At 35.8% G+C, this 16084-nt stretch carries 18 protein-coding genes and 1 pseudogene; all 19 read left to right on the forward strand.

Annotated elements, in window-relative coordinates:
• Positions 1-33: 33 nt before the first annotated feature.
• A complete protein-coding gene (gene pnp, locus DWY01_RS02470) occupies positions 34-2175 on the forward strand; it encodes a polyribonucleotide nucleotidyltransferase (protein ID WP_117992755.1) in 2142 nt (713 codons plus the stop codon).
• Between the two features lie 76 nt (positions 2176-2251).
• Complete coding sequence (gene pepV, locus DWY01_RS02475; RefSeq protein ID WP_117992756.1) at positions 2252-3640, forward strand: dipeptidase PepV; 1389 nt, start codon at positions 2252-2254, stop codon at positions 3638-3640.
• Positions 3641-3647: 7 nt separating this feature from the next.
• Entirely contained in the window at positions 3648-4283 is a 636-nt protein-coding gene (gene trmB, locus DWY01_RS02480) for a tRNA (guanosine(46)-N7)-methyltransferase TrmB (RefSeq protein WP_243001944.1), read from the forward strand.
• Positions 4276-4614, forward strand: a complete 339-nt coding sequence (locus tag DWY01_RS02485) for a thioredoxin family protein (RefSeq protein WP_117992758.1) — start codon at positions 4276-4278, stop codon at positions 4612-4614. Before trmB ends, DWY01_RS02485 begins: the two co-directional genes overlap by 8 nt.
• Entirely contained in the window at positions 4608-5297 is a 690-nt protein-coding gene (locus DWY01_RS02490; RefSeq protein ID WP_117992759.1) for a hypothetical protein, read from the forward strand. The genes DWY01_RS02485 and DWY01_RS02490 overlap by 7 nt, the downstream gene beginning before the upstream one ends.
• 1 nt (position 5298) lies before the next feature.
• Positions 5299-6606 carry a UDP-N-acetylmuramate--L-alanine ligase gene (gene murC / locus DWY01_RS02495; protein WP_117992760.1) on the forward strand — a complete coding sequence of 436 codons (1308 nt, stop codon included), beginning with the start codon at positions 5299-5301 and terminating at the stop codon, positions 6604-6606.
• A 113-nt stretch (positions 6607-6719) separates the two neighbouring features.
• A pseudogene (locus tag DWY01_RS11645) lies at positions 6720-7042 on the forward strand (AAA family ATPase); the annotation flags it as partial.
• Between the two features lie 195 nt (positions 7043-7237).
• Entirely contained in the window at positions 7238-7915 is a 678-nt protein-coding gene (locus DWY01_RS02500; RefSeq protein WP_243001947.1) for an ATP-binding protein, read from the forward strand.
• Positions 7916-8032: 117 nt separating this feature from the next.
• Entirely contained in the window at positions 8033-8383 is a 351-nt protein-coding gene (locus DWY01_RS02505) for a hypothetical protein (protein ID WP_117992761.1), read from the forward strand.
• A 1-nt stretch (position 8384) separates the two neighbouring features.
• Positions 8385-8918, forward strand: a complete 534-nt coding sequence (locus DWY01_RS02510; protein WP_117992762.1) for a hypothetical protein — start codon at positions 8385-8387, stop codon at positions 8916-8918.
• A gap of 2 nt (positions 8919-8920) precedes the next feature.
• Entirely contained in the window at positions 8921-9928 is a 1008-nt protein-coding gene (locus DWY01_RS02515) for a LacI family DNA-binding transcriptional regulator (protein WP_117992763.1), read from the forward strand.
• Between the two features lie 44 nt (positions 9929-9972).
• Positions 9973-10428 (forward strand): rRNA maturation RNase YbeY, encoded by a 456-nt coding sequence (ybeY, locus tag DWY01_RS02520; RefSeq protein WP_117992764.1) that lies wholly within the window; start codon positions 9973-9975, stop codon positions 10426-10428.
• Positions 10409-10756: a diacylglycerol kinase gene (locus DWY01_RS02525; RefSeq protein ID WP_117992765.1), complete on the forward strand. Its 348-nt coding sequence runs from the start codon at positions 10409-10411 to the stop codon at positions 10754-10756. Before ybeY ends, DWY01_RS02525 begins: the two co-directional genes overlap by 20 nt.
• A gap of 11 nt (positions 10757-10767) precedes the next feature.
• Entirely contained in the window at positions 10768-11676 is a 909-nt protein-coding gene (era, locus tag DWY01_RS02530) for a GTPase Era (protein ID WP_117992766.1), read from the forward strand.
• Positions 11666-12388 carry a DNA repair protein RecO gene (recO, locus tag DWY01_RS02535; protein ID WP_117992767.1) on the forward strand — a complete coding sequence of 241 codons (723 nt, stop codon included), beginning with the start codon at positions 11666-11668 and terminating at the stop codon, positions 12386-12388. Before era ends, recO begins: the two co-directional genes overlap by 11 nt.
• Positions 12389-12616 carry a hypothetical protein gene (locus tag DWY01_RS11770; RefSeq protein ID WP_243001945.1) on the forward strand — a complete coding sequence of 76 codons (228 nt, stop codon included), beginning with the start codon at positions 12389-12391 and terminating at the stop codon, positions 12614-12616.
• Positions 12617-12641: 25 nt separating this feature from the next.
• A complete protein-coding gene (locus DWY01_RS11865; RefSeq protein ID WP_256372078.1) occupies positions 12642-12776 on the forward strand; it encodes a hypothetical protein in 135 nt (44 codons plus the stop codon).
• Positions 12777-12938: 162 nt separating this feature from the next.
• The gene (locus DWY01_RS02545) at positions 12939-14318 is read left to right on the forward strand and encodes a glycine--tRNA ligase (protein WP_117992768.1); all 1380 of its coding nucleotides are present in this window, start codon (positions 12939-12941) and stop codon (positions 14316-14318) included.
• Entirely contained in the window at positions 14318-16084 is a 1767-nt protein-coding gene (gene dnaG / locus DWY01_RS02550) for a DNA primase (RefSeq protein ID WP_117992769.1), read from the forward strand. The genes DWY01_RS02545 and dnaG overlap by 1 nt, the downstream gene beginning before the upstream one ends.

Genomic DNA, 16084 nt, shown 5'->3' on the forward strand with positions numbered 1-16084 from the left:
GTTATTATATATAAGTATGATTGAGGTGAAAAAATGGCGAAACAAGAGTTTCATTTAGATTTTTGTGGTCGGGGGATCACAGTAGAAACTGGGGAAATCGCAAAACAGGCTGATGGAGCCGTTATCATCCGCTATGGTGATACAGTAACTTTATCGACTGCTTGTGCATCAAACCAGGCAAAAGAAGGGATTGACTTTTTCCCTTTAACAGTAAGTTTTGAAGAAAAGTTATATTCTGTTGGAAAGATTCCAGGAGGATTTTTACGTCGTGAAGGAAGACCAAGCGAACATGCGACATTAACAGCTCGTATGATCGACCGTCCAATCCGTCCTTTATTTGCGGAAGGGTTCCGTAATGAAGTACAGGTTGTTAACACTGTATTAAGTGTAGACCAAGATGCAAGTCCAGAAATGGCAGCTATGTTTGGTGCTTCATTGGCATTATGTATTTCAGATATTCCATTCAATGGACCTATCGCAGGTGTTAAGGTTGGATGTATCAATGGAGAATTGGTTGCCAACCCTACAGTGGCTCAAATGGAAGAAAGCGATATCGATTTAACAGTAGCTGGTACTGCACAGGCTTTAAATATGGTGGAAGCTGGAGCAAAAGAAGTCAGTGAAGAAGATATGCTTGCGGCATTGATGTTTGGACATGAACAAATCAAGAAATTATGTGCATTCCAGGAAGAAATTGTTGCAGCTTGTGGTAAAGAAAAACGTGAAATCGAATTATATGCCGTTGATGAAACAATCGACAGTGAAGTTCGTGCAAACTTTGAAGCACAAATTCGTGCGGCTGTAAGTATTAAAGAAAAATTAGAGCGTTACGGAAAAATTGATGATTTAACAGATGAAGCAGCTGAAATGATCGCAAATAAAGAATATGCATCTGAAAAAGATCAGAACAATGCGGTTAAACAGGCTCGTGAAATCTGTCGTGGAATTGAAGCTGACGAAGTACGTCGTTTGATCATTGAAGACAAGGTTCGTCCAGATGGTCGTCAAATCGATGAAATCCGTCCTTTAAACTCACAAGTAGATTTATTGCCACGTGTCCATGGTTCTGCTTTGTTTACTCGTGGAGAAACACAGGTATTATCAACAACTACTTTAGGCGCATTAAATGATAACCAAATTATTGATGACTTAACAGTTGTAGAATCAAAGCGTTTCATGCACCACTATAACTTCCCACCATATTGCGTTGGGGAAACAGGACGTATGGGAAATCCAGGACGTCGTGAAATTGGTCATGGTGCTCTAGGTGAAAGAGCCTTAGCTCAAGTATTGCCAAGTGTTGATGAATTCCCATATACAATTCGTACAGTTGCGGACGTTATGGAAAGTAACGGTTCAAGTTCTCAGGCAAGTATTTGTGCCGGAACAATGTCTTTAATGGCTGCCGGTGTTCCTATCAAAGCTCCAGTAGCTGGTATTGCGATGGGATTGATTATGGATGATGATTCAGGTAAATATACTGTATTAACAGATATCCAAGGTATGGAAGACCACTTTGGAGATATGGACTTTAAGGTTGCCGGAACAACAAATGGTATCACAGCTTTACAGATGGATATCAAAGTAACAGGTATCACTAAAAATATCTTTGAAGAAGCATTGGCACAAGCACACAAGGCTCGTCTAGAAATCTTAGATAACATGTTGGCATGTATTTCAGAACCTAGAAAACAATTGAGTCCATATGCACCTAAGATTGCGATGATGAACATTGACCCAGACAAGATCAAAGATGTGATTGGACCTGGTGGAAAAATGATCAACGAAATCATTGCACAATGTGACAATGTGAAGATTGATATTGATGATGATGGTAAGGTTGTGATCTACCACAATGATTACGATACAATCGAAAAAGCGAAACAAATGATTAGCGACATTGTACGTGTAGCTAAAGTAGGCGATGTATATGCGGCTAAGGTTGTTCGTTTAGAAAAATTCGGTGCATTCGTTAACTTATTTGGTAATACAGATGGTTTATTACACATTTCTAAAATTTCTCATCACCGTGTAGAAAAAGTAGAAGATGTATTAAAACTAGGTGATATCATCGATGTTAAGGTTACAGAAATCGACAATAAGGGTCGTATTAATGTAAGCGCGAAAGCTTTACTTCCAAAGCCAAAAACAGAAGAAGAAAAAACGGAAGCGTAAAAGTCAGGAACTCGTTAAAATGCGAGTTCCTTTTTTCTATGGTTGTGGTAAAATAGTTGGGTAGAGGTGAAAAATTATGGATTTTAATACAGAAGTACTTAAATATAAAGATGATTTCTTAAAAGATTTAAATACACTTGTATCGTATGAAAGTGTTCGTGACGAATCAACAAAGGCTGAAAATGCACCTTTTGGTAAAAATTGTCGTGACGTATTAGATGCGATGCTAGATATGGCTAAACGTGATGGCTTTGAAACAAAAGACGTGGACGGATATGCTGGCGTTGTTGAATATGGGCAAGGTGAAGAAACTTTTGGCGTTCTTGGCCACTTGGACATTGTTCCTCTTGGTGAAGGATGGACAAAGAATCCTTTAAAGGTAACTTTAGAAAATGGCTACATCTTTGGACGTGGTGTAATGGATGATAAAGGACCTGCATTAGCTGGTTATTACGCATTGAAAATGATTCGTGATTTAAACATCCCATTAAAGAAACGTGTGATGTTGATTACAGGATGCGATGAAGAATCAGGTATGGAATGTATGAACTACTATGTAGATCATGCCGAAGTTCCACAAATGGGCTTTGTACCTGATGCAAACTTCCCAGTTATCTATGGAGAAAAGGGTGGCTTACATGTTGGACTTGTAAGTAATGATGTTACTGTAATTAAAAAGCTTCATGCGGGAAGTCGTCCAAATATCGTTATTGGGAAAGCGGATGTAACTGTTGAAGTGATGAGCTATCAACAGGAAGAGTTATTTAAATTCTATTGTGATACTCAAGGCGTGAAAGGATCTATTAAAAGAAGTGCTGACGGAGTTACACTTCATATCGATGGTGCATTTGCCCATGCAGCTATGCCATATGATGGTGTAAATGCAGCGGTTCTATTATTGAACTTTATTGGTCAGGCTTACAATGATCAATTGTCAAAAGATCTATACTTCTTATTGAAGGATTGGATGGGAAAACCAGTAGGTATTGAAAAGGATGGTTTATATATGTCATTCTTAACAATAAACACTGGTATTGTAAATATGGAAGATAATAAAACGGATATTTTAATTGATATTCGTTATCCAAATGATACAAATGGGAATGAAATCATGGCTAAATTTGATGAGGCTTGCGCAAGTCTTACTTCAAATATCAAAGCTGAAAATCGTGGGGATTCAAAACCATTGTTCGTAGATCCAGATTCTCGTTTAGTTAAAGACTTAATGAGTGTCTACCAAAAATATACTGGCGATACTTTCTCATGCCCAATCACAATTGGTGGTGGAACGTATGCACGTAAATTTAAGAATTTCGTATCTTATGGTCCAGAACTTCCAAATGAAGTGATTGAAACCGATGCGTTTGTAGGAGGATGTCACCAACGTGATGAGGGTATTAAATTAGATAATCTATTACAGGCTATCTGTATTTATGCCGATGCGATCGTGACATTGTGTAGCTAATATGAGAATGCGTAAAGTAAAGTGGGCAACAGATTACTTGCCTAACGCAAATTGTTTAGTAAAAGAACCCTCAAAACAAGCGGGTCAATGGAAAAAACTATTAGGAACGGATACTTTACATATCGAAATTGGATGTGGTAAAGGAAACTATTCTTTGGATATGGCGAAGATGTATCCAGATACAGGTTTTATTGCGATTGAAAAGAATGAAAGTGCAGCGGGAATTGCCGCTAAAAAATATGATGAGGATGAAGCTGACAAGCATTTAAAATTGATTCAAGATGATGCCAGCACCATTGGAGAATGGTTTGGTCCTCGTGAAGTTGATGTGATTCACTTAAATTTCTCAGATCCATGGCCTAAGAAGCGTTATGCAAAAAGACGCCTATCCAGTGCCACGTTCTTGGATCAATATAAGCGTATTTTATCTCGTGATGGTGAGATTCAAATGAAGACGGATAACAGTGCTTTGTTCGAATATAGCTTAATTGAATTTCAAAATGCCGGCTTTAAAATGGTCGAAGTCAGTGTAGATTATCGTCGGGAAACACATGATGAGGATGCGATTACAGAATATGAACAAAAATTCATTTCTTTAGGGCAGCCAATCTATCGTTGTGTTTGGAGATATATCCATGACTGATATAAGAAATAAAGAAGAGTTTGAAAAGGCACTCAATCATTCGAGGATTCAGGTCATGATGTTTACAGCCTTCTGGTGTCCAGACTGCATGTACATCAAGCCGTTTTTACCTGAAATTGAAGAAGAATTTAATGATTTACAATTCTATTCCTTAAATCGAGACCAATGTATGGATATTGCACTTGAATATGAAGTGATGGGAATTCCTAGCTTTATCTGTTTTAAGGATGGAAAAGAGATTTCTAGATTTGTTTCTACACTTCGTAAGACAAAGGAAGAGATAGAAGCATTTTTGAGTCAAACAATAGAAAGTGAGAAGGAACTATGTTAAAGGATTTAATGCATGCGATCTTCAATGAAGATATTGAAGAAGATGAAGATGAAGTAGTCGAAGAACCTGCAAAAGAAGAAGTTAAAGAAACACCAGAGCCAGTTGTAGAACAGCCAAAGGTTATTGAAAAAGTAGAACCAGTCAAGGAAGAAGTGGTTCAGCCAGAACCAGTCGTAGAAGAATCAAAGGTAGTAGAAAAAGATTCTACAGACTATATGAATTCTCCAATCTTTGAAAAGGCAATTATTCAGCCAAAACAAAAGAAAACAACGATTTTCCAAGGCTTAGACGTTGATTCAGTTACTCGTGAAGAGGTAAAACCACAAAAGAAACAAAAGGAATACAAATATGATCGTCATAAATCAGTAAAAGTTCGTCGTGTAGCTGAGGATTTAGATTATCAACCAGTTATTTCTCCAATCTTTGGAAATGTAGAGGATTCAAAGAAAGAATTCGACAAGGTTCATGATGCGATTTCTTTACAAAAACCAGAAGATGAAGATTTCTCAAAAATCTTATCTCCAATGTTTGGAACCTACTTACCTAGTATGCAGCCAGCTGAATCGATTCCTGAATATAAGGTAGAGGATAAGAAAGAAAATATGAATCTTTCTGAAATGTTAGAAAAGCCAAAAAAGGAAACCAACAAACAAGAAACTTTATTTGACAAAGAAGGTGAATAAAATGGCTTATCACTTTATTGGTATTAAAGGAACAGGTATGGCTGCCTTGGCATGCATTCTTTATGATGAACATAAAGAGGTAACGGGTAGTGATATCGAAAAATATATTTTTACAGAAGATGATTTAAGAGCTCGTAATATTCCAATTTATTCGTTTGATCCAAAGAATATTAAAGATAACGATACGGTTATCATTGGTCTATCTTTTGATGCGAGTCATCCAGAAGTAAAGGCTGCCTTAGACAATCCAACGGTGAAAACGTATTATTATAATGAATACTTAGGTATTTTATTAGAGTCTTATAGCTCAATTTGTGTGGCCGGGACACATGGAAAATCAACCACAACAGGTATTTTAAGTCATGTTCTAGCCTTGCAGGATGAATGTGCCTATTTAATTGGGGATGGACATGGCTATATGCCAGAGCATGCCAACCATTTTGTGTTGGAGTCATGTGAATTCCAAAGACATTTTTTGGCATATCACCCAGATTATGCGATCATTACCAATATTGAAATGGATCACGTAGACTATTACAAAGATATGGATGATTATGTTTCCGCTTTCCAAAGCTTTGCGAATCAAGTTAAAAAAGGCGTTGTGATTTTTGGGGATGACGCACACTTAAAAAATATGCATTATAATGTACCAGTTACTACATATGGTATGCAGGATGGTAATGATTATCAAGCTATCAATATTGAACAAGGTCCATTTGGTATGCATTTTGATTGTAAGCACAATGGTGAAATCTTAGCTCATGTTGAATTAAATGAGGTAGGAGATCCATTTATGCAGGATGCTTTAGGATGCTTTGCCTTAGCTCATATGTTAGGAATGCCTGCAGATTTAATTGTACAAGGCTTAAAGGAATATAAAGGAATTGCTCGTCGATTTGTGATTGATGAAGTCAAGGATAGTGTTTTAGTGGATGACTATGCACACCATCCAACAGCTATTCGTTATATGATTGATGCGGTTCGTAAAAAATATCCAGAAAAGAAGGTTGTCGCTTTATATAAGCCAGATCGTTATTCTCGTTTACAATATTTCTTGGATGACTTTGCGAAAAGTCTAAATACGGCAGATCAAGTATGTTTGCTTGATTTTCCTAAGAATGCCGTAAGAGAAGACGAAACGATTACCGTTACAATTCAAGACTTAATGGATCGTTGTCCAAATGCGCTTTTATTAGATGTAGATGATGCTTCGGCAGAAAAGCTAAAAGAACTAGCTCCAGCAGCCTTTGTGTTTATGTCTAGTAAAGATATCTATCTATTAAGAGATAAATTAGAGAAAATCTTATAAGAGAACAGTCTTCCTGTTCTCTTTTTTGGTTGTGGAAAAACAGAAAAGCGGCTATGATATGGTTATATCTTAGATTAGCCGAAAGGAGAACGGATATGTATATTAAAAGACATATGGAGGAAACTATAAAAGAGTGTTTAGAACAGTTTCCAATTGTATTAGTTACTGGACCTAGACAAGTTGGTAAAACAACACTTCTACAAAATGTTTGTGATAAATTTCAGTATGTAACATTAGATGATCCAATTGTTTTGACACAGGCTTTAGAAGAGACAAACTTGTTTTTAAAAACTATCAACCACCCGTGTTTATTGACGAAGTACAATATGCACCTAGTATTTTTAGATATTTGAAAATGTATGTAGACACGAATAAACAAAAGGGAAGCTTTGCGCTTATTGGATCACAGGCTTTTGAATTGATGAAAGGGGTCAGTGAAACTTTAGCTGGGCGCATGGCGATTGTGGAATTAAAAGGGTTGTCGTTACGCGAAATCCATCATGTTGAATTTAATAAGCCTTTTATCCCAAATGAAGCCTATTTTAATGAAAGACAATTACAAATTCAAAGTTATTCTGACTTGTGGTATTGGATTCATAGAGGAAGTATGCCACAACTTCAAGATGGAGAGATGAATTGGCAAAGATACTATTCTTCTTATGTGAAAACATATATCGAAAGAGATGTTCGACAAATTATAAATGTTTCTAATGAGTTAAAATTCATTAAGTTTTTAACATCCCTTGCGGTACGGTGCGGTGAATTATTAAACATAAATGCAGTTGCGAATGAAGTAGAAACAAGTGCGGATACTATTAAACGATGGCTTTCTATACTACAAACTTCAGGAATTATCTATTTGTTGGAACCATATTCTAACAATATATTAAAGAGAGTTGTCAAAACACCAAAAGTTTACTTTTATGATACTGGATTGGTATGTTACTTAGCTAGGTGGACTAGTGCAGATACAGCTATGACAGGTGCTCAAGCTGGAAATATATACGAGAATTTCATTGTCTCTGAAATTTTAAAAAGTCATTTAAATGCAGGTAAAACCATTTCAAACATATATTTCTATCGTGATCGTGATCAAAGAGAAATTGATGTAGTAATTGATGAAGATGGGAAATTGTATCCGATTGAAATTAAAATGACGGGTAATCCCACAAAGGCGATGGGAAAACATTTCTCGGCATTAAAAGATATTCCAAATAAGGAAGTGCAGCCAGGTATCATTTTGTGTCGATATGATCGAAAGATGTATTTAACTGAAGATATGATCGCATTACCAATTGAATATATTTAGTTGAAGTGTATATTAGGTACTTTTATATTTTGTAGCGTTTACACATTTGTGAAAAAAGTTTCAATTTCAATAGATAAGTTAGAAAGTTCATGTTATAATCTTTCTGAGGTGGTATTTGTGACTATAGATGCGATGATGGAAACGTTAGCTCGTGCATTTTCATATATTTTACCAATCGTAGGTGTAATTGCCTTAGTTTATTTAATTTTATTTTTAAAACAATTGATTGAAACATTAAAACAAGTATCAAAAACATTAGATACAGCCAATGATCAATTGAAAAAATTGGATGCGCCATTAAAGACGGCAGAAAATATTTCAAATACGGTTGATGAAGTGAATCAAACGGCTAGAGATGCTTTTATGAATGTCGTGGGCGCAGTGAGTGAAAATGTGCAAAATGCCAAAGACTGGATACAGGTTAAAAAGGCTGGCAAAGAGAGTCTAGAAACAAAGGAGGATGAATGACATGGATGAAAAACAATTAATTGATGATTTAGAAAAAGAATCGATTCAGGAACTTGAAGTTATGCATGAGTCCGAAAATACAGATAATGAAAGAATTATAGAGGACGCTAAATCAAAAATTGAAAAGATCTATGATGATGTGCGTGACTTATTAAAGGATGCAAAGGATCCAGAAAAAGTGAAGGAAGCATTAGCAAATGCTAAGGATGATGTGAAGGATATCCTTGCCGCTACAAAGAACAAAGTAATTGAAGTCAGTGAAAGTGAACAATTTAAACAGACTGTTTCTGCAGGAAAAGAATTTTTACAAGGTACAGCCGGCTTAGTTGTTGAAGGCTTTAAGTATGGAAAGGATACATTAAGAAAAAATGATTCTTTACGTAAAGTCATCGATAAGGCAGATGAAAAGGTAGATGAGATTCGTACAAATGATTCTGTTATTCGTGCCGTTGATAAAGCAGAAGAAGTAACAGGTAAAGCCACAGATGCATTGTTTAGTGGATTGAAGAAGATATTTAACAAGGGGGACGAATAAGGATGAAAAGAATTACCATTTATGATGTTGCCAAAGAAGCAGATGTCTCTTTAGCAACTGTATCACGTGTTATTAATGATAGTAATGTGGTACGTGAAGACACACGTTTACGTGTTCAACAGGCCATTGAAAAATTGGGCTACAAACCAAATGCGATTGCGCAAGGGCTAGCGCTATCAAAAACAACTACGATTTCAATCGTTATGAGTGAAAAATTATTTGCGTATAACGCAAAGATTTTGAATGGTTTGATGGATGTCGCAAAAATCTACAACTACAACATCATGTTCCATACGACAAGTAAGGGTATTTCTAAAATGCAGGATGTGATTGAATCTATTATTAAATCACGTGTAGATGGTGTCATCTTATTTAACGATAATTTCTCAGAAGATGAAATGGAAGTATTACACGAATACCAGATTCCAATGGTAGTTGTTGGAAGCAAATTAAAAGGACAAAAGATTGGTAATGTAGGAAATGTTTATATTGACTTTGAACGCATGGCCTATGAATTTGTGAATGAATGCTTCGGAAAGGGTATTGATGATATTTCAATGGTAGAAGATAAATTAAATCTTTCTATGATGGAACAATTAAAAGCAGGTGTAGACCGTGCTTATGCAGAAAAAGGCTTAGTATTCGATAAATATGTAACTTATGATGATAGTTATAAGTCAAGCTATACATTCTTATCTGACTACTATAAGAGTCATAAGCCAAGTCGTATGGTTATCACATTCCGTGATTCTCAAGCCATCGCTTTGATGAATGCATGTAAAGAGAGTGGATATTCCATTCCAGATGATACAGAACTTGTATGTATCTTGAATTCAAAATATCTAACAATGATGCGTCCAACGATTTCAACATACAACATTCCTGAATATGATTTAGGTGCTGTTGCGATGCGTTTATTGACTAAGATGTTAGTAGATGATGAATCGGTAAAACAGAATAAAGATATTGAAATCTCATTCTCAAAAATGTTTAGAGAAACGACAAAGTAAGAGTTCATTTTGAACTCTTTTTTAGTTTGTTGTATAATCTAGGCATGGAAATAATTTTTACAAACAACGCAAAAGATAGAAGTGTCTATCGATACAAAAAAGACTTTGAAATGATACTAGAACGTGCCTGCCAGGTGTTAGACAGAAAGGGAGATTGGAGTTTATCTGTAATTTATGTGACACCTGAACAGATTCATGAAATCAATCGTGATTATCGTAATGTCGATCGTCCTACGGATGTGATTAGCTTTGCGATTCAAGACGATATGAGTGATATGTTGATTGAAGAGGATCAATATGAGCTTGGTGATATCTTTATTAACGTACAAGCCATTCGTGATCAAGCTAAGGCTTATGGCCATTCGATTCGTCGTGAAGCTTGTTTCTTGTTTTGTCATGGACTTTTGCATTTAATGGGATATGACCACATGAAGGAAGAGGATGAAAAGGTCATGTTCGCCTTACAGGATGAGATTTTAGATGAATTGGTTCAAAGGTAGATTCAAATATGCTTTTGAAGGACTGTTTTATGCTTTCACATGTGATCGTAGTATACGTCTTCAAGGGATATTTGGACTTATAGTGATTTTGTTTGGCTTTCTATTTCATTGTACACTCAATGAGTGGATACTGTTGATTGGAGCTATCTGTATGGTTTGGTTTAGTGAAATTATCAATTCATGTATTGAAAGATGTGTAGACTACATCTCTTTAGAGCATACAGACCAGGCAAAACACATCAAGGATATGGCAGCAGGAGCTGTCTTTATTATCAGTATATTTGCTGCAATTATAGGGCTCTATGTATTTATCCCTAAACTATTTTAATCGGAGGTAAAATGAGTAATTATAAATCAGGATTTATTGCGATCGTAGGAAGACCCAATGCTGGAAAATCAACCTTATTGAATGCATTGTTGAAAGAAAAGATTGCGATTATGTCGGATAAACCAAATACGACAAGAAACAACATTTCAGGCATTTTAACACATGAAGATTGTCAATATGTGTTTGTGGATACACCAGGTATTCATAAGCCGCAACAACAGCTTGGACGTGTATTAAATAAAAATGCCTATTCTGCTATGGAAGATTGCGATGTGATCGGATGGATTGTAGATGGAAGTCAAGCCTTTGGGACAGGGGATTCCTTTATTTTAAAACGTATTGAAACACTGCACAAACCTGTTGTTTTGATTATGAATAAAATTGATAAGCTTCCAAAGGAACAATTATTAAAGCGTTTGATGTATTGGCAGAAACAATATGACTTTAATGACATTGTACCAATCAGTGCATTGGATAAAGATAACCTAGAAGAGTTATTAAAAGTATTTAAGGGGTATTTACCAGAAGGGGAGCCAATGTTTCCTGAAGAAATGAAATCCGATCATGATATTAATTTTAGAATGTGTGAAATCGTTCGTGAAAAGATTTTATTTAAGACACACGAGGAAATTCCTCATAGTGTAGCGGTCATTCTTGAACGTAAGGAAAAACGTGGAAACCGTATGTATCTTCAGATGATGGTTGTGGTAGATCGTGAGTCACAAAAGGGTATTTTGATTGGAAAACAAGCAAGTATGATTCGCTCCATTCGTCTTGAAGCGCAAAAAGAATTAAAGGATATGCTTGGATGCAGTGTGGATCTAGAATTGTTTGTGCGTGTAGAAAAGAATTGGCGTAATCATGAAAACAAGATCAAAGAATTTGGCTTAGACGAATTGGAACAAATCGATGAAGACTAAAATTCAAGCGCTTGTTTTAAGTGTTGTTGAATACAAAGAAAAGGATGGCTTAGTCAAGGTGTTGACGGCCGATTCCATTCTAACTTTATATGCGAGAGGACTGTTCAAACCAAATTCTAAGAATTTGCGGCTTGTACAGCCCTTTTCTTATAACGAATTCATGATTGAAGATAAAATGAAGATGCCCTTGTTGCTACAGGGACATACCATTCATTATTACTACCATATTCAAGAAGATTTACTTAAATCAAGCTGCTGCTTCGTGTTACATGATTTGATTCAAAGAACGCGAAAAGAAGAAAATCTATTCAATGTGTTGTTGGATTGTTGGAACTCAGCCGATAAAAATCTTGATGATTTCTATTTCTGGGCATGTATCGTTCTAAAATACTGCATCGAACAAGAGGGAATTCAGCCTTTCGTGGATGGCTGTGTACATTGTAGTAGTACAAGAGTTGAAACACTTTCACAAAAGGATGGTGGATTCCTATGCGAAAAATGTAATCATGGTCAATATCCAAAATGGAGTATTGAACAACTGAAAAAATACCGTGCTTTATTTAAGTGTAAAGAAGAAAATTTGGACTATGTTAAAAATCATTTCAATTTCAATCTTGACGATTTAATCTATCTAGCCAAATGGATGGAGTATCATAGTCAAAAGAATTACCCAAGCATTCGGTTTGTAGAAAATATTCGAGGGTTGAATTAAATGTATCAAGAATTAGCATTTCAAATCGCCAAAAAAGCACATGCTGGTCAAGTGGATAAAGCCGGCAAGGATTATATTCTTCATCCTATGACAGTCACATCTTATATGGATACAGATACGGAAAAAGCCGTCGCCTATTTACATGATGTATTAGAAGATACAGATATTACAGTAGAGCAACTAAGAAATTGTAGACACCGTAATCATATTAACGAGAAAAAAGAATGAAAACTACCAAAATTATATTTGTAGAATGGCTAAGAAAGTGAAGGTTGCAGATCTTTTGCACAACCTAGATATCACAAGAATCAAGGAACCAACAGAAAGAGATTTTAAAAGACTAGAGAAGTATAAGAAGGCCGTTCTTTATTTGGCTATGCATGCATAGTGAGTTGGTGCTCGAGTGAATGATTAAAAACATGCCATGAGAAATCGTGGCTTTTTGTTTTTTGTCTGTGTGGCTTTTGGTCTAGAAATTTATTGAAAAATAGGATATAATATGAAAGTGTATCCTTTTGTCTGTATACATGAAAGAAATGAGGTAATTAACATGAACGAAAAGACATTCAATGATGTAGTAAATCACATGAAAACCTCTGGGTTTGTTTACCAAGGTTCAGAAATCTATGGTGGTTTGGCAAATACTTGGGATTTTGGTCCTTTAGGCATTGAATTAAAGAACAATATTAAAAATGCATGGTGGAAACGCTTCATCCAGGAAAGTGAACACAATGTTGGTTTACAAAGTGCCATTTTAATGAATCCAAATGTTTGGGTAGCTAGTGGTCACGTTGGAGGCTTTAGTGATCCATTGATGGATTGTAAAGAATGTAAAAGCCGTTTTAGAGCGGATCAATTGATTGAAGAAGCGAGCAACCACACAGTAAACTGTGGTGGTATGTCAAATGAAGACATGGAAAACTATATTGCGGAGCATGAAATCACATGTCCAAAATGTGGCGCTAAAAACTTCACAAACATTCGTCAATTTAACTTGATGTTTAAAACATTCCAGGGTGTTTTGGAAGATGCAAAAAGCACAATCTATTTACGTCCTGAAACTGCACAGGGTATCTTTGTCAACTTTAAAAACGTACAAAGAACAATGCGTAAAAAATTACCATTTGGTATTGGACAGATTGGTAAAAGCTTCCGTAACGAAATCACACCAGGAAACTTCATTTTCCGTACTCGTGAATTCGAACAGATGGAATTGGAATTCTTCTGTAAACCTGGAACTGATTTAGATTGGTTTGAATACTATTGTAAAAACTGTGTTCAATTCTTAAAGGACTTAGGTATCAACGAAGAAAATATTCGTTTACGTGCACATGATCCAGAAGAATTGGCTCACTATTCAAATGGTACAAGTGATATCGAATACCACTTCTCTGAACCTATCGGATGGGGTGAGTTATGGGGTATCGCAGACCGTACAGATTTTGACTTAAAAGCACACCAGACAACTTCTAAACAAAACTTAGAATACTTTGACCAAGAAGCAAACGAAAAATACATCCCTTACGTTATCGAACCAAGTGTAGGTGTTGAACGTTTGATGTTGGCCGTTATGTGTGAAGCATATCAAGAAGAACAATTAGAAAACGATTCTCGTGTTGTATTAAAATTACATCCTGCTTTAGCACCATATAAAGTTGCTGTACTTCCACTTTCTAAGAAATTATCTGACCAAGGTGATGAAGTATTCGCAAAATTAGCTAAACACTTCAGTGTAACTTATGATGATGCACAAAGCATTGGTAAACGTTACCGTCGTCAGGATGCGATTGGTACGCCATTCTGTGTAACTGTTGACTTTGAAACAGCTAACGATGGATGTGTAACAGTCAGAGATCGTGACACTATGCAACAAGAACGTGTTTCTTTAGATGATCTTGTTTCATATATTGAAAATAGAATCGCATTTTAATGAGCTGGATATCTGAAGATGATATAAAGGCCATTCGTCAACAAGCTGATATTGTTGATGTGATGTCCCACTATATCACATTAGAAAAAAAAGGCAAAGATTATAAAGCAATCTGTCCTTTTCATGATGATCATGATCCAAGCTTATCCATTTCAACAGATAAACAAATCTTCAAATGTTTTGTGTGCGGTACAGGAGGAAATGTCTTTACCTTTGTACAAAAGATTGAAAATATTTCCTTTCTAGAAGCCGTTTGTAAGGTGGCGGAACTGATCCATTATCCACTTCATTTGGATGTACATCAGTTTCAACCTAAGGTGGATGTTAATAAGCCATATTATGACTGTATTCAATCGTACATTCGTTTTTTAACATTTGAGCTAGAGAGTGAGAATGGAGAAAGTGTTAAACGGTATTTAAGTCAAAGAAAAATAAATGAAGATATTATAAAAAGATTTGAGATTGGGTATGCACCTGAATCGAGTCGTAGTGTGAAGTATCTCAAGGCAAAAGGTTTTAACGAACAAATACTTACAGAAACAGGTTTAATTCGTACTCACGATTTAGATACCTATGCCGTATTTGAGCAACGACTTATGATTCCCATTCATGATGAGAATGGAAATCCTGTTGGCTTTACGGCTAGACGCCTTAATGAAGATAAGAAAACGGCAAAGTATATCAATACTTCTGAAACGAAAATCTATCATAAGGGTAATTTGATTTTTAATTATCATAGAGCTAAGGAATTTGCGAAAAAGAACAAACGATGTATTTTAGTCGAAGGGGCTATGGATGTGATTGCCTTTGAAAAGGCAGATATCCATGAAAGCATTGCTTGTTTAGGAACGGCTTGTACAAAAGAGCAGATGGTGTTATTAAAACGTTTAAATGTTCCATTGGTGGTATGTTATGACGGGGATAGAGCCGGTAAGGCAGCCACTTATAAATTTGGAAAGCTAGCCGTTGATTATGGTTTAGTTTTTTCCATCGTAAAAAATACAACGGGTAAAGATCCGGATGAAATATTTAATGAATTAGGAAAAGATGAATTGTATCTATCGGTACATAAAACAGTTTCCTTTGTCGAATTTTTATTTGAATATTTACCGAACCAATATGATTTAGATAACTACGAGGATAAGAAAAAATTCACTTCGGAAATGCAGTCCTTTATTGAAAGAACATGCACCGACTTTGAAAAGGCCGATTATTATTCTCGTATCCGTGATTTGACGGGCTTTGATCTATCGCATCAAACACCGCAAGTCATGCCCAAAAAGGAATCCTACACTAGACCTGCAGCAATTCAAAATATAGAGCCATTAAAAAATGGAAGAACGTTAGCAGAACATGGGGCCTTATGGATGATTCTAAATAGTAAAATTGCGGCCGACCAATTCAAAGATCAGATTGGCTTCTTTGAAGATCCAGTCTGTGAAGAATTGTCATTATATTGTTATGACATGTATCGAAGTATGGACCACATCGACTTTGATGTACTGATGAGTCACATTGAAAAAGAAGAGGTTCGTAATTTGTTAGTAACCCTAATGGAAAATCCATTTCATGTTTATGGATATAATGAAGACTTCTTTAACGATAGCTTAATGAAGATCAAAGAGTGTACTTTACAAGCCCAAATTGACAATCTAAACAATCAGATCAAGAATGTTCAGGATCCGATGATCAAGATTTCATTGGCGAGTAAAAAACAGGAACTTATAGTTCAAAGAAATGAAATCTTACATCGAAAGGAAGGATGA

Origin of the sequence: Eubacterium sp. AF22-8LB (assembly GCF_003458715.1) — a bacterium.
Classification (GTDB): Bacteria; Bacillota_I; Bacilli_A; order Erysipelotrichales; family Erysipelotrichaceae; genus Holdemanella.